This window comes from Microcoleus sp. Pol8_D6 (assembly GCF_036700965.1).
Lineage (GTDB): Bacteria > Cyanobacteriota > Cyanobacteriia > Cyanobacteriales > Microcoleaceae > Microcoleus.
In genome coordinates this window covers 1-19964 of sequence record NZ_JAUBPW010000052.1, presented here as the reverse complement: position 1 = coordinate 19964, position 19964 = coordinate 1, and the positions used below count along the sequence as shown (strand labels likewise).

General features: G+C 46.3%; 7 protein-coding genes. 4 read left to right on the top strand and 3 right to left on the bottom strand.

Annotation, left to right across the window (positions count from 1 at the left end; translation table 11 throughout):
* The first annotated feature begins 10 nt into the window (after positions 1-10).
* Positions 11-244 carry a hypothetical protein gene (locus QUA10_RS19910; RefSeq protein WP_333084293.1) on the top strand — a complete coding sequence of 78 codons (234 nt, stop codon included), beginning with the start codon at positions 11-13 and terminating at the stop codon, positions 242-244.
* Here the strand turns inward: QUA10_RS19910 and QUA10_RS19905 are convergent.
* Positions 234-911, bottom strand: a complete 678-nt coding sequence (locus QUA10_RS19905; RefSeq protein WP_333084294.1) for a calcium-binding protein — start codon at positions 909-911, stop codon at positions 234-236. The two genes, QUA10_RS19910 and QUA10_RS19905, sit on opposite strands and share 11 nt — an antisense overlap.
* Before the next feature lie 80 nt (positions 912-991).
* Here QUA10_RS19905 and QUA10_RS19900 point away from each other — a divergent pair, with 80 nt between their 5' ends.
* From QUA10_RS19900 to dprA, 3 genes are all read left to right on the top strand, one after another.
* Positions 992-1636 (top strand): DUF2301 domain-containing membrane protein, encoded by a 645-nt coding sequence (locus QUA10_RS19900; protein ID WP_333084295.1) that lies wholly within the window; start codon positions 992-994, stop codon positions 1634-1636.
* Positions 1637-1766: 130 nt separating this feature from the next.
* The gene (locus tag QUA10_RS19895) at positions 1767-2420 is read left to right on the top strand and encodes a YdcF family protein (RefSeq protein WP_333084296.1); all 654 of its coding nucleotides are present in this window, start codon (positions 1767-1769) and stop codon (positions 2418-2420) included.
* Between the two features lie 264 nt (positions 2421-2684).
* Positions 2685-3836, top strand: a complete 1152-nt coding sequence (gene dprA / locus QUA10_RS19890) for a DNA-processing protein DprA (protein WP_333084297.1) — start codon at positions 2685-2687, stop codon at positions 3834-3836.
* A 200-nt stretch (positions 3837-4036) separates the two neighbouring features.
* Here the strand turns inward: dprA and QUA10_RS19885 are convergent, their stop codons facing one another.
* Both QUA10_RS19885 and QUA10_RS19880 read right to left on the bottom strand, forming a co-directional pair.
* Positions 4037-12364 carry a DUF4347 domain-containing protein gene (locus QUA10_RS19885; protein ID WP_333084298.1) on the bottom strand — a complete coding sequence of 2776 codons (8328 nt, stop codon included), beginning with the start codon at positions 12362-12364 and terminating at the stop codon, positions 4037-4039.
* A 504-nt stretch (positions 12365-12868) separates the two neighbouring features.
* Positions 12869-19888: a DUF4347 domain-containing protein gene (locus QUA10_RS19880; protein ID WP_333084299.1), complete on the bottom strand. Its 7020-nt coding sequence runs from the start codon at positions 19886-19888 to the stop codon at positions 12869-12871.
* Between the last annotated feature and the right edge of the window lie 76 nt (positions 19889-19964).

Below are 19964 nucleotides of genomic sequence, written 5' to 3'. Positions count from 1 at the left end.
GATGTAACGGATGTCAGTCCGATGTCCGTCGGAAGAAGGAAGAAGGAAGAAGGAAGTTCGGCAACGGATTCGCTCGACGAATGTAACGGATGTAACGGATGTCAGTCCGATGTCCGTCGGAAGAAGGAAGAAGGAAGATTTTTCCCATCCCCCACTCTCCCCATCGCCCACTCTCCCACTCTTCCCCTCTCCCCCTCTTCGTCTCTTCCCATCTTCCCATCCCCCACTCTTCCTTAATAATTGATAAACCACACGGCATAATCATCTAATAACTGATTGTTGCGGGAGATTACATCAACTGATTCTAACTCTGATAAAGGCAACATAAACTTTTGGTGATCGCTGACGCGCTGCACTTCCACAAATATGCCTTCTTCCTGAAGCACCAAATCCTCCAACTGATTAATTGTGAATCTATCAGTATAAGAAGGTTGAGTTTTTTTGAGCCGTGCATATTCTTTTTTGCTGCCCGAACCCATTGTATATTCTTCTTCCCATTCAAACTCTTCTATGCCGGTAACGTGGCAGGGGAGTTCAATATTTTGCTTGATGTAATCTAGATATTTGAGTGAATTTTTTAGGTTGAAATCAATATTTTTTGACCCCAAAATCTTACTGATTTTAGTTTCAAATTGCTTGGTATTAAATGGCATATTTTTATCGAGATGCGCTAACATTTCTGGATCGAACCCCGCTCTCAATTCGGATAATTCCTCCAGCAGGCTCTGAAAGTCGTTGACCGGTTTCGGTCTTCTGCCTGCTACAATGGTTTCATCAAGCTGAACTGGAGGAAGTTCGGATTGTGAAGGAAGGGATTGGCTTTGCTTTGGGCGATCGTCCACTTTAGACTTGTTAACTTTAGACTTGTTAACTTTAGGCTGGTTAAGTTTAGGCTTGTTAAATTTAGGCATCGCTCGGTCTCGCTAGCTCGGTTTATCAATAAAGTATATCTTGGCAGAAGTACATTCGTGTCTGATAGGAGGAAGCTATTATGCAACTACTGAAATCACCTGATGAATCGCCAGTCTATCAAGGACAATTCGGCGAATTTACGATTACTCAAAATGATCGCACGGGAGTATTGATTTACCGTGCCGGATTGGGGGTGGCGGCGCTGTGTTTTGCGATCGGCACTACTCTGGTGCTACAACAGAGCGACAACCCAATGGCAATCCAAGCTATAACGCCTGTTTTTGCTTGTTTCTGGATAGCTTTAGGCGTCAGCTTGGCAACTATTCACATTTACATGATTGCGCTGCATCGAACACTACAGGCGTTTTGGGCGATCGGCGGTGCGGCAGCATTGTTTGTCGCCCTACAAAGCAGCCAACCTCTAGCTTTAGCAGTGTACGAACATCCAGCCACGTTGTGGGGAATTGGCTTTACTTTTGCCGCTTTAAATGGCATTTATTTTAAGGAAGCATTCTGCTTTAATCGCCTCGAAACCAAGTTTCTGACTCCCGGAGTTCCTCTTTTAATTTTAGGACATATTTTCGGCTTTTTGTCAGCCGAAAATGAACAACTTTTGCTGGCAGTTTGGGCGGGTTTGTTTATCATCTTTGCTGTACGTAAGTTTTTTCAACCGATGCCGCAGGATATCGGGGATAAAAGCGTTTTTGAGTATCTGAAACACTAATAATTTGGGAATGGGGCATTGGGAATGGGGAATGGGGCATTGGGAATTTCTATAACTTTCCCACTATTTCCCTCTTCCCCAGTCTCGCCGAATCTACCTCCATACCTGAAAACATCTAGATCGAGTTAAAATGAGAATTCGTCTAATCCGTCGTCGAGAAATGTGGGTAATTACCAGGGAAGGTTGGGTAATTGCAAGCACGGGATTGATAATTTTAATGCTCTTAATTCTCACAAATATCCATCCGTTTTTGGCTGTAAATGCGCCGATCAAAGCAGATATATTGGTTGTCGAAGGCTGGTTGCCGGATTATGCGATCGAAAGTGCGATCGCCGAATTCAAAAAAGGCGAATACCGCCAATTAATTACCACAGGAGTTCCTTTAAGTAAAGGCTTCTATCTTGCTGAATATAAAAATTATGCCGAACTAACTGCCGCGACTTTTATTGCGCTAGGATTTGATACAAACCAAGTAGTAGCAGTACCAGCAGCGAGTGTTGTCAAACACCGCACTGCTGCTTCGGCGATCGCACTTCGCGATTGGCTGGCTGCTTCTGCCATAAAAGTTGACTCAATTAATCTTTATTCCTTTGGCCCTCACGCCCGCAGAAGTTGGATTGTTTTCAAAGAAGTCCTGAATCCTGACATTAAAGTCGGGATTATAGCTGCTGAATCGCAAGATTACAACCCACAAGAATGGTGGAAATCGAGCGAAGGTTTTCGGACTGTGATCGGAGAAATTATTGCTTATATTTACGCCCGTTTCGTTGATTGGAAAACCTAGCCAGTAATTGTCAACTTCCCTCTTAATTCTCTTCGCGTTACTAGCGCCTTAGCGGTTCGTAAAAAAAATATATAACAGTTTTAAATCTGTGGAAATACAGGACACGGCAGTGCCATTTATTTACCTGGACATCTGTGAAAATACAGGCCACGGCAGTGCCATTTCCCTACCCAAGGAATACGGGACAGGGCCGTGTCGTTTGCCTACTATATCCATTCCACCCAAGATGATAAAATTATTCTCAGATAAGTTGAGGGTAACTCGTTGCTAGAAGAACGCGCTTACTGGTTGGCATGGTCGCAAATTAACGGTATCGGACCGATTTTGTTGCAGAGATTGCACCAAAATTTCAAGAGTTTGGCAGAAGCTTGGATGGCAAAACCAGTAGATTTAATGCGAATCGAAGGGTTCGGCAAGCAGATAATTGAAACCATTGTGCAAGAACGCACTAAACTCAATCCCCAAGAATTTATCGAAAAACATCTTATAAAAAATCCCTGTTTTTGGACGCCCGCCGATCCAGATTATCCCCGCTTATTATTGGAAATTCCCAATCCGCCACCAGTGTTGTATTATCGCGGTTTAGTTGATGTAAAAGAGAATCAAGGAATTACACCGACAGTGGCAATGGTTGGTACTCGCAGCCCTTCGGAATACGGCAGAAGGTGGACTCGCAAAATTAGTACGGCTTTGGCTAGAAGCGGTTTTACTGTGGTTTCGGGATTGGCTGCGGGCATTGATACAGAGGCTCATACAGGCTGTTTGGAGGCGGGAGGAAGGACTTTCGCAGTAGTGGGGACGGGAGTAGATATTGTATATCCTAAACAAAATGAGAGGTTGTGCGATCGCATTTTGCAGCAGGGATTGGTAATTAGTGAATATCCGGCGGGGACTCAACCGAATAGAACTAATTTTCCGCGCCGAAATCGCATAATTGCTGGCTTAAGTCGCGCTACAATCGTGATAGAAGCTCCGCATAAATCTGGGGCTTTAATTACTGCTTATCAAGCAAATGATTTTTGCCGGGATGTGTATGTTTTGACGGCAAGATTGGATGATGAGCGTTCTTTTGGTTGTTTGGAGTTGCTGAGTAAAGGTGCTCATCCGATTCTGCCGAGTAGCGATCGACTGTTAAGCGAAGACAGGTTGCTGGAAATGCTCGGAGCTATGCCAAAATTGGATAGAGCCGAGCAGTTGTCGCTATTTCCCCCAAATCCGACGGTTGAGAAGCAAGGGCCGCCGTTGGAGCCGGAATTGGCTAAGGTGTTAAGTGCGATCGAATCTGGGCCGATTTCTTTTGATACAATTGTGGAAGCAGCGGGATTAGAAACGGGAAGAGTTTCTAGTATACTTTTGCAGTTGGAATTGTTGGGATTAGTTTCGCAGTTACCAGGAATGCGATATCAGCGGTGCTGATTTGTAAGTAATACGGTTTAGGGCATTGGTGTCAACTTAAGTCTAAAACCCTCTTTATCTCTCGTTTACCGCCGAGGCCAGATCCCCCTAAATCCCCCTTAATAAGGGGGACTTTGAGAAGATTCTTGTCCCCCCCTCCGGCGGGGGGCTAGGGGGGATCGAGCGAACTATTAGAACAATTGCTTGACCCGAAATCGCTCTTAAATCAATCCGAAATTGACCGCACTAATACTGCTAGCAGAAACACCATTGAGAGAAGCTAAAATCTCCCCTGTTTGTGCCAACCGGATTAATGTTGCACCGCTATCTTGAGCAATCGCCAATTGCGAGAAACTCAACCCGTTACCCAATACTAACAAATCTTTACCGACTTCAAAATCAGTAATCGTATCAGTACCGGAATTGGTAGAGAGTAAGAACTTATCTACTCCCCTTCCTCCTATCAAACTATCAATTCCTAAACCGCCCGTGAGCAAATCATCTCCCTTACCTCCGTAGAGAATATCATTACCATCATCGCCATTCAAAATGTCAGCACCGCGATTGCCAAATAAAACATCATCACCGCTACTTCCCAGGATTGTATCGCTACCTTTGCCACCGAAAACCGAGTCATTTCCAATGCCGCCATCAAGGGAATCATTGCCCCTCATCCCCATCAACACATTATTCGCGCTGTCGCCAGTCAGGATATCGTCGCCATTGGTACCGAGAATTGCATTCGGGGAATTGCTGCCCAAATCTGCATCACCGCTGACAACAGGAGTGGCAATCCCAACAGGCAAGATGACAGCTTCAATTCTGCTATCTAAAGCAGTACCAGTATTGTCAGCAACTACCTGGGAAATAGGTTTATTTCCTGCACCAACTGATTTGAAGTCTTGAGTTGTTGGGCCCAAGGCTACTTGTTGGAGGCGGGCAAGTGATTCAGGAATTGATGTTGCTGTTGGGTTGGAGACAGCCGCATCAATGCGTTGATTGGCTGTTGCCATTACTGTCGCCGATTGCGAGGTAATTTGGCTGAGTTGTTGACTGTTGAAACTGGGGTCTATTTGCTGGATTTTAGCGGCTGTTTGCTGAATGATTGGTTCTAAAGCGGCTGCATTACTGAGGTTTAAGACTGTACCTGATTGAATTTGAGCCGTAATTGAACTGACAACAGCTTTGACAATATCGGTATTGGCTGCACTGGATGCACCGTCAATCAAAGCGCTGGTTTGGGTGATGAAGTTTTGGACTTTCACCATTGCGGATAAGACTTGGACGCCGCCCGGTATGTTGTTGTTGGTGGCTTCTATGGGGTCTAAGGTAGTTAGGTCAACATCGGCGGGGAGAGAAAGGGCGGCTTTGACTAAAGATTGTGCTTCTTCTGGTTCAATTCCTTTGTCGATTAAGTCGGCGACTAAGGTTGTTAGGAGGGTGACAACTGTGGAATCAGGTGGTGCGGTGACTGGTGTTTCTAGGGGTAATCCGGTGGCGGTGTCAATGCCTCCTGTGGCTACTAGAGTGCCTTCTGATGGGTCGATTTCTCCGTTTTTGTTGGTGTCGAATGTCTCGAAGGGGATGTTGAGATTGAATTTACCGTTGCTGTCAGTAGTAGTTGATGGTTCATTGGTATCTTTGATGCCGTTTTTGTTGGCGTCTAAGAACACAGTTGCACCGTCTATATAGCCGTCAATAACAGTACCTCCAAACGGCGGGTTGTTGGGGTCGTTGTCCGCGATCGTCACAATAGCACGAGAGGGATCGCCTATCTTTTGGGAGTAGTCAGAATGTAAGGTGATAAAAACTTTCTCGTCGCCTTCTACCAGGTTATCGTCGTTGACCTTGACAACCAGGTTGACGCTGCGTTTACCGGCTGGAATGGTGACAAAGTTGCCGGACTCGTTAGATTGCAAGGGCTCACCGGACTCGGAAAGCAATTGGTAATCTATACCGGGTATAGCAGTATCAGGTATGGGAGTGTAGCTTATATTATCGAGCCGATTATCCACTTTGTAATAGACATCCAGCGGCTTAGCGAGGTTGCCACCAGTACGGGTAATAGTGAATTTTCCAGGATTGGGTTCTTCGGTTGCAGGGATTGTTTCCGCCGCATTTGGATCTGTAGCAGTGATAGTGAGGGTTGGTTTGATATCGGGGGCTTTAAATTCTCCTTGGGCAAAGGGTGAACCCGCCCAAGCACCGTCGATCGCCTGTACACTCCAGTTATAAGTTTGTCCAGGGATTAAGTAATCTGGCTTGAGCAGCCAATTGTACTCCCCGTAGTTTTGGTTGATCTTGGCTTGGTTGACATTCCCCAACTGCACTACTTGCCGAGTTCCGTCATCACCGGACATGGGGCCAACAATGTACTCTTTAATGGGGGGCTTATCACCACCGTTGGGATTGGGACGAGTAGTCCAAACTTGCAGGTTGTAACTTAAACCCCGATCAGGAGTTTTAGAGTCCAGAGTTTTACTGTCGATTGAGGTACTACTCTGTGCTGGCCGCCAACTTAATACAACTCCTTCTTCTGAAATAGTATTAGACTGTAAAAATTGAGGTTGAGGTGCAGAGGGTCGGGTGTTCGCATCAGGGGTGTTGCTGCGGTAGACTTTGACAAAGCTGCCACCCGGAAAAGATGAATCATCTCTTGTCGTGAGTGCAATATCGAGTCTGCCGTCTTTGTTGTAATCTCCCCAAGAACTAGGGCTGGCAACATTATTAGGCAGCCCTGAATCCTTGAGGAGTTCAAAATTGCTGCCAGAATCATTTCTTTCGTAAACTTTGGCGGCACTGGAACCCGAATTATCACCCAGTTCTGTCACAAGGATATCCAGCTTGCCATTGTTGTCGTAGTCTCCCCACGCACCAGGACTACCACCATACCCGAATGTGTAAGCTTCCTGAAAGCTAGTAGTATCCCCATAGCTATTGTTTGCGAGGAATCTGGTACGGCCGTAGTTCAATTCATTTGGACGCGACGATCCACCTGTAAGCAAGATATCTAGTTTGCCATCGCCGTAGGAGTCTCCCCATGCACCGTAAATAATAGGTTCTTGGGGGTTTGGATTTTGCGGCAGTGGCTTTTCGGTAAAGCCATTGCCAGTGTTGCGATACAATTTTGCGATGTAATTTGGCTTGGGGTCGCTTTTTAGAGCAGTGTCCCCTGTCAGCAAGATATCGGGTTTGCCATCGTTGTCGTAGTCTCCCCAGGCCGCATTGCCAATAACACCGGGCAAGCTAGCCCCCGTCTCCTCCTCAAAGGTAAGGGCGTAGTTAAAGATACTGCCGTTGTTAAAACCAATGGGTTCGTTGCGAAACACTTTGGCGATGTATCCTGAACTTGTGTCACCTGTGAGTACGAGATCCTTTCTGCCATCGTTGTTGTAGTCTCCCCAAGCCGCGGAACCGCTGAAAATACCAGGCAGCTTTACCCTCGTATCTAGAGTAAATTTAGTGGTGTCGATGGAGGTTGGGTAATTGGGAATAGTGCTATCAGTCCTTTGGTTCCGGTACAGTCTGGTGATGGGGGTGTAGCGTGGCGAACCAGAGGTGTCTCCTTCATTAATTACGCCTGTGAGCAAGATATCGAGATCGCCATCATTGTCGCTGTCTCCCCAGGTAGCAGAAGGTTTGGAATCATGATTCTTCCCATTTTCCTGAATCACACCTCCGTAAACGGTAGGCAGCCCTATATCAATTGGTTTAAAGCCTTGATCACCTTCGTTGCTGTACACTTTCGGGATGTATTGCGATCGGGGAAAAGAAAATGAGTTTGAACTACCTCCTTCCATCACCAACAAATCCAAATCGCCGTCATTGTCGAAGTCTCCCCAAGCATTAGGGCCGACAAAACCAGGTATCTTCAGATCGGCGAGTTCGTTGGTGAAAACTTTATCCAAAATTTGCAAGTTGGTAGAGCTTTGAGTACCAATATTGGCATTATCCGCACTAGCAATCCGAAACGCGATTTCTTCTGTTCCCTCAGCTTGACTATCCGGTAAGATTTCAATTGTGAAAGTTTTAGTATTTTCACCTGGGTTAAAGGTGACTTGACCAGAGTAACTGGAGGCAAATTTCCAATCTGTTCCCAAAGTCGCTGAACCACCAGTAACAGGTTGTATGTACGCCCTGGAAATTTTGTTTAGCTCCTCGGCAGTCCCAGTGCGAGTGAGAGTAATTTCTGCCTGAACGACTCCTGTGGAACTTTCCTTGACTTTGTAAGTAGCTTGGGAAAAACTTACGGTGGGATCACCACTAAGAGGCAGATCGATAGTAGGACCACCAGCAATCCGAGCGTTAGATGGCGGTATGGTGTTACCCCTGTTAACAACAGTCGCATCCGGTGCATTGAGGCCGTTGTAGTTACTATCCGCACTCACAGCAGGGGCAGTGACAATCTTATAAGTCTTATCGAAGTCAAATACTCGATCGTCCACACCCGTTACCGTAACAGTCTGCCACTGATTCCAATTAACAGAATTGAAGGTAATCGATTCCGTTGAAATTACTCCCTCTGCCTCATTGCTGCTACGCAAATCAATTCTCACATCAGCAGTAGGTTGGCTGTTGAGTCTGATGGTGAATTGGTCTGTGCCACCTGCTTCTGTAGTTACTAATCCCGATGCCGGACTAATAACAATGCCAGGACTTCCTACTACTGGCGGATCGACAACGACTGGCGGATTGACAACGACTGGCGGATTGACAACGACTGGCGGATCGACAACGACTGGCGGATCGACGACTACTGGCGGATCGACGACTACTGGTGGCTCAACTACTACTGGTGGCTCAACTACTACTGGCGGCTCGACGACTACTGGCGGCTCGACGACTACTGGCGGCTCGACGACTACTACCGGATCGACGACTACTACCGGATCGACGACTAATGGCGGATCAACAACTACTGGCACTGGCGCTACATCGTTATCAGAGATCGCCACTGTCACCCCTGGCACCACAACCACATTATACTTAGCATCACCCCCACTCACACTGTGAGCAATAGTGCCGCTGTGCGCGCCTTCGACAATCGTATCGTCAACAGCTTTCACCGTAACGGTTTGAGCCGTCTGCCAATTATCAGCAGTGAAAGTCACAGGGGCGATCGCCTCTATCTGATTACCTGTTGTGAGAGTGATAGTTACAGGGGCGATCGGCTGCGACATTAACTTGATGCCATAACTGCCATTCACACCCCCTTCAGCAGCAGTTGTGCTCGTAGGTGTAATGCTGACACCTGCTGTGTCGTTGTCGGTAATCGCTACATTGACATCCTGAATTGTTGTGCCAGTATACTTAGTGTCGGTACTGGTAACAGTGTGAGCGATCGTGCCGCTGTGCGTACCTTCGGCTTTGCTGTCATCGGTAGCGGTGACAGTGACTGTTTTGGCAACATTCCAATTCGTGCTGTCAAAGATAACAGGCGCGATCGCATTTATTTGACTTCCGGCATTAAAGTTAATGGTAACAGGGGCGATCGGCTGCGACGTTAACTTGAGCTCATAACTGCCATTTGCACCGTCTTCTGTAGCAGTTGTTTGCGTGGGAGTAATAGAAATACCAGCGGTATCATCGTCTTTATTGGTAATGCTAACATCCGCTGCATCTAGCTTATAATTCGGATCGTCGCTAACAGCAAGTGCTGTGACTATTTTGTAGTCAATATTGCCGTCAGCAATGCTATCGTTAACCCCTGTTACTGTCACCGGCTGCGGTGTATTCCAGGTAGCCGGAGTGAAAGTTATGCTAGCAGGGGAAACAGTTCCCTCGGCAACATTATCCGGGTTCAAACCGATAGTCACATCAGCAGTCGGCTGAGTATTCAGAACCACAGTAAAGTTAGCCTTTGTGCCATCTTCACCCGTAGTTAATCCCGCCGTCGGATTAATTGTAATTCCCGGAGTTTCATTGTCACTGTTGGTGACGGTGACATCATCAGGATCGAGGTTATTGTAATTAGCATCGGTACTCACAGCAGCAGCCGTGACAATTTTGTAAACTTGAGGGCCATCAGCTACCGCATCGTCAACCCCAGTCACCGTTATTGTTTGTTCACTGTAGCTAGCGGGAGTGAAAGTTAAGCTATTAGGAGAAACTGTTCCCTCTGCTGGATTGAAACCACTCAAATCGATGGTAACGTTAGCTGTTGGTGCAGCGTTTAATTTGACTGTAAATTCTGCCTTACCGCCAACTTCTGTTGTTGATATGGCCTTTGGACTGACAGTGATGCCGGCAGTGTCATCATTTTTGATAGTAGCCGTAGCGGTAGGTGTCGCAATAGTCGGTGCGCCACCCGGTGAAACTGAATTTGATAAAGTAATGGCAACAGTTTCATCCGGTTCTATATTGCCATCTCCCAACACATCCAAAGTAATAGTCTTGGATGTTTCGCCCGCAGCAAAACTGATTTTACCAGTGGCAGCCGTTCCGCCAGAAGTGCCGCCGATATTGTTGTAATCAGTGCCGTTAGTCGCAGTGCCGGTAATGGCATAATCTACGGTACTCCAAAGTTCCGTGCTGCCGCTGCGAGTAATAGTAAATGTGGCAGGAGTAGCGCCGGAATTGCCTTCGGTAACTGTGGGATTGTCGGCGACAATTGAATAAGAACTATTCCTGTCCAATATTGCCACTTTTCCTTGACTTGCATCGGCGACACCGCCTGTAATTGTGCCAAAATTGAGAACTAATTGTTCGTTACTGTCAACGATATTGTCAGCTTTAATAGTTACGGCAATATTCTGGGGGAGAGTAGTAGTGCCTGCAGAGAAAGTAAGGGATGTAGTTGAAAGAGTGTAGTCTGCACCTTGAGTAGCAGTGCTGCTGGGATCTATGACAATTGGTACAGTTACATCACTTAAGGGAGTGCCACCGCTGATAGTAACCGGGACATCAATTACTGTGTCGGTGGTGCCTTCATTAACGTTGTAAGTGTTACCTATTTTGGGAGGAACGAAGGATACCGTATTGGGTGTATTTAGCAGCACCGAAACGTTATCTGAACCGTTGTTCGCTACTGCCAAATCCGGGAGAGTGTCAGCGTTAAAGTTGCCTGAAATAATGGAAGTTGGACTTGTTCCCGCAGCAAAGTTAATCGGTGCACTAAAACCGCCATTGCCGTTGCCTACTAAAATTGCAGCGCCGCTGGTTCCTGTTACTGCTAAATCAAGTATGCCATCTCCGCTAAAGTCTTTCACAACAATCCCGGAAAGCCCTGCCCCCGCGCTAACATTAGTGGCCGCGCCAAAGCCGCCTGTGCCATTTCCCAATAGAATTGAGACACTGTTAGAGCTGCCATTAGCTGTGGCCAAGTCGAGGTAAGTGTCTCCGTTAAAGTCCCCAGTGGCGATCGAATTTGGAGTTGGCACACCCCCAAAATTAGTAGCTGCACCAAATCCGCCCGTACCATTTCCTAACAGAATTGAGACATTATTAGAGAAGCTGTTGCCAACCGCTAAATCGGGGAAACTGTCAGTGTTAAAGTTGCCTACAACAACGGAACCAGGAATCGCACCAACATTGAAATTAGTGGCAGCCCCAAAGCTGCCAGCACCATTCCCCAACAAAATTGACACGCTACCAGAAGCACCTTGAGGATTAGCGTTTACCACTGCTAAATCGAGGAAAGTGTCGGTGTTAAAGTTCCCCACAGCTATGGAAAGGGGAGTATTACCCACATTGAAATCATTACCTAAATAGAAGCCACCAGTACCATTTGCTAACAGAATTGAGATATTACTACTATTTACTACTGCTAAGTCGGGGAAATTGTCATTGTTAAACAGTCCCGAGGTGACGTAAAGCGGACTTGAACCTACGGCAAAATTGGTAGCTGTGCCAAAACCCCCTGTGCCATTCCCTAACAAAATTGAAACGTTGTCGTCATTCTGGTTAATTACTACCAAGTCTGGGAAAGTATCAGCGTTGAAATCCCCTACATTAATACCTCTGGGACCTGACCCTGCGCCAAAATTAGTCGCAGCACCAAAACTATTCAAAACATACTCGTAAGCTGCTAATACTTCGGCTTCAAATACCAGCGGCGTTTCTATTGAACCGGTTCTGACTTCCAGTTCCCAGTCGCCACCTTTTGCTACACTTCCCGTAAGGTTTTTGGAAGCGGCAACAAAGGCCCCGGTTAACTCACTCAAGCGTTTGACAAATGCTTTACCTGTCTCGCCTGCTGCTACTGAGCACCCGTACAGCAGGATATTCGGTCGATTTTTGCTCCTTGAGTCGGTTGGTGGCGAAAACCATTGCTGTAGATCATCCCGATCGCACTCTATATCATCTAAACTAAAGCGAACGTCGCCGAGTTGCAAGCTACCCGGAGCACCGTGAGAAACAATGTGAATGCTGTCAATATTGGTACGAAGAGCTAAAATTTGAGTAATTTGGTCGATCGCATCCCGGTTCCCATCCAAAACGACTACTTCCGTACCCGGTTTTACCCCAGCGACTAAACTTTGATAATTTTCTACTTTAGTATCAATCAAGGCGATCGCATTTGGTGAAACTTGATTATTTAAATTTGGCATACTGCACCTACTAATAGCTAAAAAAAAGACAATGATTCCCCTGTTTCGCGAATTACATCGGAAACACTTTCTCAAGGTTGTAGTAACAATAACTGTTTTTTGAGAAAATCTATATAAAGTTTTCTTTATAAACCCCTATTTAATTAAAGTTTTGATAAAGTTGGGGAATTTTATTAAAAAATATTGCGGATGAGCGATATCGAGGTGGAGAATATGACACAAAAACTGTTCAATAGCAAGTGTGATTAGACTGAAATATTAAGAGCGGGATTTTTGATACAGATGTGCGATGGGATTCCGCCGTTAGCTTCAACCCCTGGCGGATTTTCGGGCAAGGGTGGGGGCGGGTTTACGAGATAATTGGTTTTAGGCAATTATTTTTGGTAAAACCCGCCCCTAAAACTTATTTCCTACCATCTTTAGGGGGGATTCCCTACGGGATAGCTTCGCTTCACGTACTTACTTGAAAGTCCGATAGAATAAGTGCTTGAACCCACATCTTTCTTAAAGCAATCCGAAATTAACCGCACTAATATTGCTAGCAGAAACACTACTGAGAGAAGCTAAAATCTCCCCTGTTTGGGCAAACCGAATTAAAGTTGAACCGCTATCTTCGGCAATTGCCAATTGCGAGAAACTCAACCCGTTACCCAATACTAACAAGTCTTGACCGACTTCAAAGTCATCAATTGTATCAATACCAGAATTGGTAGAGAGTAAGAATTTATCATTGCCTACATCCCCTACTAAGGTATCCTGGCCCAAATCGCCGCTGAGGAAATCGTTACCCTGACCTCCTAGCAGAATATCATTGCCTTGACCGCCGTAGAGAGTATCGTCGGCTTTTTCACCAATTAGGATATCTTCACCTCGATTGCCAGAAAGGAAGTCACTGCTGGCACCACCAGTCAAAGTATCAAAACCCTTTCCGCCATAAAGCGTATCGTCCCCAATTCCACCATCTGTTAAGTCGTTCCCCTGATTGCCATTCATCCAATCATTCCCATCAAGGCTAAACAACAGGTCATTCCCTTTTTTACCGCGCAATATATCATCGCTAGCGCTGCCCATGAGGGTATCATCGCCATCGGTGCTTTCGGTAGTATTTTCCCCATCTTTAACGAATTCAATACCGCTTTCTGGGAATGGTTCATCGGGTGTAGATGGTGCGCTAGACTCATCAGTATCTAAGGTATTGCGGACTGTGGGATTGTTAGCTGTTGCCGACTGAATTTTGGTATTTAGAGATGCACCAGTATTTTCGGAAATTGCCGACTGAATCGTCTTATTTCCGGCTGCAACTTGCAGTAAATCTTGGGATACTTCTCCTTGTGCGACTTTTTGTATGCGGGCGATTTCTGTGGCGGCATCTGAGGGCGAGGAATTGCTGGAGGCGATCGCACCAATTCGCTGATTTCCCTCGGCAATAATAGAGGCAACATCCGAAGCAATACTAGATACTTGCGGTACTTGCAGTTGGCTTGTCGCCGACTCAATAATGGCCTGCAATTGCGTTGAATTGCTTAAATCGACAGTGCCAGATTTAATTTGATTGGCAACGGCGGAAATTACGCGATCGGCAATCTCATTTTTCGCGGTATTTGAAGCACCGCTAATTAAATCAGTTATCAAAACAATGGTGTTTTGTACCTGAGCGTGTGCTGCATAAACCGCCAAACCGTTCGGGTCGTTTTGAGTAATTGCCTGTAGCGGATCGTAGCTAGTCAAGTCAATTCCTGACGACACTCCCAGTGCAGATTTTACTTGAATTTGCGCCTGATTAGGGTCAGTACCTTGCTCGATTAACTGGGTCAATAGGGTAGTTAACGGAGTGACGACAGTAGCATCTGGTGTGGCAAATAGGGGCGTTTGCTGTGGCAAATAAGTAGAGGTATTGATGCCATCTATCAGTACAATTTTGCCTTCATCCGGTTCAAGGTCGCCGCTATTATTTTTGTCGAATTGGTCAAGAGAGACATCTAAGTCAAAGCTGCCCTCTGCGTTAGTAATTGAAAACGGTTCGTTTTCATCTTGGATTCCATTAAAGTTGGCATCGAAGAAGACTGTCGCCCCGGCCATGTAACCGTTAATTGCTTTGCCCCTAGTGCTAGAACTCGGTCCTAAACTAAACTTAGCTAACTCAAATGTGGCAAAGCTCTTATCGTAGACTTTTTTGTAATCTAATCCGCAGGGATAAGGTAGGTTGAATTCAGGGGTGATGGTTTTGCGACCGAACGGCGTCCAAACTTTTACTGCTGGAATAGTTTTCTTACAGATTTTAACTGAAATTGACTTAACTTCAGCACCCAAAAAAGCATTGACTTTTCCTGTTACATCAAACAGTTGCGAGGGTTTGCTGATGCGGGAAGTAATTTCCGATGTTCGGATTTTGCCGTCACCGCCTTTTTTGGGCTGAAATTCTCCAATATCTATCAAATCGATGCCGACTTTTCCTTGAATTCCACCTTTGACATAACCGGAGACAATTTTCGCGTCTATCCCAGCACCCACCGCAATACTAGCGTCAAGTGTGAGTTCGTCAACATCTCGTCCTGTGCCGTCAGCATTTTCGCGATCGCTTACATAGAATCCATCCAAAACTTTGCCAGCAGAACCCGCAGCAAAATTCGAGTTTTTCCACTGGTTTAATCCGTAGGTATCGTACCCAAATCCTAGATGAGCTGAAGCACTAAACTTGCCTTCAAGTAAACCATTGATGGGCCCCCATATCGGAAAATCTTTCCGAATATTAAAGTTAAATCCCAGTTTGGGCATCTGATAGGTGAATACCGGAACATCCGGTTTACCTATCAGCAATTGAATCGCGGTTTGCGGTTTGGTCAAGAGTGGCACATCAAAGCCATCAATGTCTTGCAAAGCATTTAAAAATTCCTTGACCTTGCCATTTGTTTTGGAGTTAATTTGTTGCTTAGCGGTTTGCTGTACAGCAGTTTTTGGCACTGGGGAAGCATTCTGAAGATTAGCACTTTGAGCGGTAACATCTATATTCCCCAGAGTGTAGGAACCCAAGTCGATTTTATCGGGAGAGTTTGCTATTTGGTTTGCCAAACTAACAACTTTATCAACCTTGGCAACTGCATCTAAAAAGCGAGTATCGATATCGCGACCAGAGATTTTTGCTGCCAGTTCTAGTACGCTAACTTTGCCATCCTTATTTTTATCAAACGGCCCCGCTATCCCTAGTTTAGACAGTAACTTGGTGTCGGCATTCAGCAAGTTGATAACTGGTCGAAATGGTTTAATGACATCGGAAATTTTACCAATCACTGGTTTGGCAAAGTTGTTTACAAATGTCCCCAAATCTAGTTGCATATTGTTAAATGCAACTGCGGGCTTTTGCGGCCCGGTTAATTGACCGTTAGCGTAATTTAGGATCGGCCAATTAACTGCTAAGTCGAAGTTATAGGAGGGGAAGGCAGCATTGCCGTTGATGCTGGTCTTTGCGGTGAGACCGAGATTGGCATTGCTCTTTAAGTTGGCATTGAATAAGTCTTTGAACTGATAGTTACCTTGCAGTTCTGGCAGGGTGAGGCGAGAGCCATCATTGGGCCCACCAAGATTGTCTAAGTCCTTCAGCTTGACTTCGAGGTTGGCATCGACTTTAGTCGGTTTTTTGGGATCGTTGGCGAGGTCTACTTGGAAAAAGCCTAAGTTGCCTTTTGTCTTGAATTGGTCATTTAGGCCGAAGTCAATGTTGGCGGTTAACTTGGTTTTGTCAGTATCTATGTAACAGCCGAAATCTTTACTAACACCAACTCCTAGGGACAAATTGTAGTTGTATTTTGATTTGGCTTTCCCATCTACATCTAAGCTTAATGCCGGTACTCCTAAGTTTTTAGAGAGATTGATGTCGGGAAACTGATATTGTTTGCCAAGGGTAATTAGCAACGTGTTTTCATCAGGTGTCGAATTCCCAGTTAGAGCGACTGTGAAATCTGGCCCAAGTGCTGTGCGGATGCTACTTTCTAACTGACTGATACTTTGATTTGCCCCATTTTTAACTGCATCGACTAGCTTAGTCTTGAAGTTGCTAATAAAATCTGGGGAAATGTTCTTCAGTGGGCCGACAATGGGTAGGTTAACTGCCTGTAATTGGTTGTCAAGAATTTTCTGAAGTTTATCCAATCCAGCTTCTACGCCGCACCAATTCTTCTGTGTGTCGATCGTACCAGCAGTTGGCGGTGGTGTCGGTGTCGGCGTCGGAGTGACTGGTGTCGGTGTCGGCGTCGGAGTGACTGGTGTTGGTGTCGGCGTCGGAGTGACTGGTGTCGGTGTCGGCGTCGGAGTGACTGGTGTTGGTGTCGGTGTGACTGGCGTTGGCGTCGGAGTGACTGGCGTTGGCGTCGGAGTGACTGGTGTCGGTGTCGGCGTCGGAGTGAGTGGTGTTGGTGTCGGTGTGACTGGTGTCGGTGTCGGAGTGACGGGTGTCGGCGTTGGTGTCGGAGTGACTGGTGTCGGCGTTGGTGTCGGAGTGACGGGTGTCGGCGTTGGTGTCGGAGTGACTGGTGTCGGTGTCGGCGGTGCTACATCGTTATCAGTAATCGCCACTGTCACGCCCGGAATCGGGATCGAACTATACTTACTATCAGCACTAGCAGCCGTATGAGAAATACTGCCTGTGTGCGGCCCTTCCACAACCGCATCGTCTGTAGCCGTGACTGTGACTGGTTGCGCCACATTCCAGTTAGTCGTGTCGAAGGTAATCGGTGCGATCGCACTAATTTGAGTCCCAGTGTCAAAATTAATCGTAACGTTGGCAGCAGGTGCGGTAGTCAAAACCACTCCGTAGGTAGCCGTTGCACCGCCTTCAGCAATATTTGTACTGCCTGCCGATTGCACAATGGAAACACCGGGACTATCGTTATCACTAATTGATGCCGTAACATCGGGCATCGCTTTGGCGTTATAACTGGCATCGGTACTGGTAACTGTGTGAGCGATCGTGCCGCTGTGGGTTCCTTGTGCTACACTGTCGTCGATCGCACTAACAGTGACAGTTTGATCGACATTCCAGTTAGTGCTGTCAAAAGTAATCGGTGTGGCGATCGGGCTAATTGCATTGCCCGTATTAAAGCTAATATTAACCGGTGCCGTCGGTTCCGAAGTTAACTTGACTTTGTAACTGCCAGTTGCGCCGCCTTCGGTAGCAGTGATGTTCGTAGGTGCAATGCTGAAACCTGCTGTGTCATCATTTGTGATGGTAGTTGTAGCAGTTGCAGTAGTAGTGGTAGGTGTCGGCCCAGGTGCAACAGGATTCGATAGCGTAACCCCAACTGTTTCGTCGGGTTCTACTAATCCGTCGCCTACCACATTTAATGTGATAGTTTTAGAAACTTCACCCGCAGCAAAGTTGATTGTCCCGCTAATACCCGTTGCCCCAGAAGTGTCGCCGATGCGGTTGTAATCGCTGACGTTTGTAGCAGTTCCGGCGATCGTATAATTGACGCTACTTGCTACATCTGTGCCACCGCTGCGAGTCACGGTAAAAGTTACGGGAGTTGTGTCAGTATTGCCTTCGACGATACTGGGAATATCAGCCGCAATGGCGTAAGAAATTGGCTGGTTAGCTGCAATAGTCAGTGTGGCTTGATTTGTTGTACCAACCAAGTTTCCAGTAGTAATTATGCCAATGTCGAGAATTACTGTTTCATCGTTCTCAGGAATACTGTCAGGTGTGATCGTGACAGCAACATTCTGAGTGAGAGTAGTAGTGCCGGCGGGGAAAGTAACAGTGGTAGGCGAAATTGTGTACTCTGAAGTGGTGGCTGTGCTGCTGGGGTTAATTGCGATCGGTACAACTACATCGCTTAAGGGAGTGGCACTGATAGTAACGGGAATATTGACTACTGTATCCGCAGTTCCTTCAGTGCCACTGTAAGTTGCAGCACCGAAATTTACCGCCGGGGTTGTATTTAGCAGAATCGAGGTGTTTTGACCGCCAAAGTTCGCCGTAGCTAAATCAGATAAGCCATCTTTGTTAAAATCGCCTACAATAATACCTTGGGGATTGGTTCCCACAATAAAATTAGTGGCAGTCGCAAAGCTGCCATTGCCACTTCCAAACAAGACGGAGACATCGCCCGATCCATTGTTGGCTGTGGCTAAATCGACTTTTCCATCTGCATTGAAGTCACCACTAGCAATAGCAAGGGGTTGTGTTCCAACGCTAAAGTTGGTAGCTCCACTAAAGCTTCCAGTGCCATCTCCTAACAGTATTGATACGTTGTTTGAGGTTTCATTGCTGGTTGCTAAGTCAGGATTGTTGTCCCCGTTAAAGTCTCCTACAGCAATGTATTTAGGGCTATTTCCAACGGTAAAGTTAGTGGCGGCGCCGAAAGTGCTATTAGCATTCTGCAACAGGATTGATACGCTGTTATTATAACCAACGTTCGCTGTCGCTAAGTCAGACTTGCCATCTTTGTTAAAGTCGCCGACAAGCACAAAATAGGGATTTGAATAATAATCTGACCCCAAGCTCAAATTAGTGACTGCGCCAAAACTACCATTACCATTACCCGGCAAGATGGAGACGTTGTTAGAGGTTTGATTGACTGTAGCTAAATCTAAATTGCCATCCCCGTTGAAGTCTCCCACAGCGACGCTAGCGGGACCTAACACCCCACCAAAGTAGGTGGCTGCACCAAAAGTGCCATCGCCATTTCCTAACAGGAGAGAAACGTCGTTAGTAGAAGAATTGGCCGTAACCAAGTCAGAATTACCGTCTTGGTTAAAGTCGCCTACAGCGACAGACCAGGTAGTGACAGCGCTTGGCGGACTGGTGTTAAGATTAGTGGCAGCGCCAAATTGGCCAGTGCCATCTCCCAATGCGATCGAGACGTTGCGATTCTCTCCAGTGGTGGCAAAGGCTAGGTCAAGATTGCCGTCTTTGTTAAAGTCCGCAGTCGCAACTTTACGGAGACTGTAGGTTATGGGAAAATTAGTCGCAGCACCAAAAGTATTCAAAACATACTCGTAAGCTGCTAATACTTCGGCTTCAAATACCAGCGGGGTTTCTATTTTCCCGGTTCTGACTTCTAGTTCCCAGTCCCCGCCCTTTGCTACACTTCCGGTGAGGTTGTGGGAAGCCGCAACTCTTGCCCCGGTTAAGTCACTCAAGCGTTTGACAAATGCTTTTCCTGTCTCGCCTGCTGCTACACAGCACCCGTAGAGGAGGATATTAGGTCGATTTTTGCTCCTTGAGTCGGTTTGTGGCGAAAACCATTGCTGTAGAGAATCCCGATCGCACTCTATATCATCTAAACTAAAGCGAACGTCGCCCAGTTGCAAGCTACCCGGAGCACCGTGAGAAACGATGTGAATGCTGTCAATATTAGTACGAAGAGCTAAAATATCAGTAATTTGGTCGATCGCATCTTTATTCCCATCCAAAACGACTACTTCCGTACCCGGCTTTACTCCGGCAATCAAACTTTGATAATTTTCTACTTGAGTATCTATAAAGGCGATCGCACTTGATGAAACTTGATTATTTGAATTTGGCATAAGCTGTTGTGCATTTAAAACGCATATTGTATTATACAATATAACCATATTTATGAAAAGTCAATGCCGAGTAAAA

Bases quoted from the DNA above. Each gene is read 5' to 3' on its own strand.
- QUA10_RS19880 (WP_333084299.1), bottom strand. From the start codon at position 19,888: ATGCCAAATTCAAATAATCAAGTTTCATCAAGTGCGATCGCCTTTATA.
- QUA10_RS19910 (WP_333084293.1), top strand. From the start codon at position 11: ATGTCAGTCCGATGTCCGTCGGAAGAAGGAAGAAGGAAGAAGGAAGTT.
- QUA10_RS19905 (WP_333084294.1), bottom strand. From the start codon at position 911: ATGCCTAAATTTAACAAGCCTAAACTTAACCAGCCTAAAGTTAACAAG.
- QUA10_RS19895 (WP_333084296.1), top strand. From the start codon at position 1,767: ATGAGAATTCGTCTAATCCGTCGTCGAGAAATGTGGGTAATTACCAGG.
- QUA10_RS19885 (WP_333084298.1), bottom strand. From the start codon at position 12,364: ATGCCAAATTTAAATAATCAAGTTTCACCAAATGCGATCGCCTTGATT.
- QUA10_RS19900 (WP_333084295.1), top strand. From the start codon at position 992: ATGCAACTACTGAAATCACCTGATGAATCGCCAGTCTATCAAGGACAA.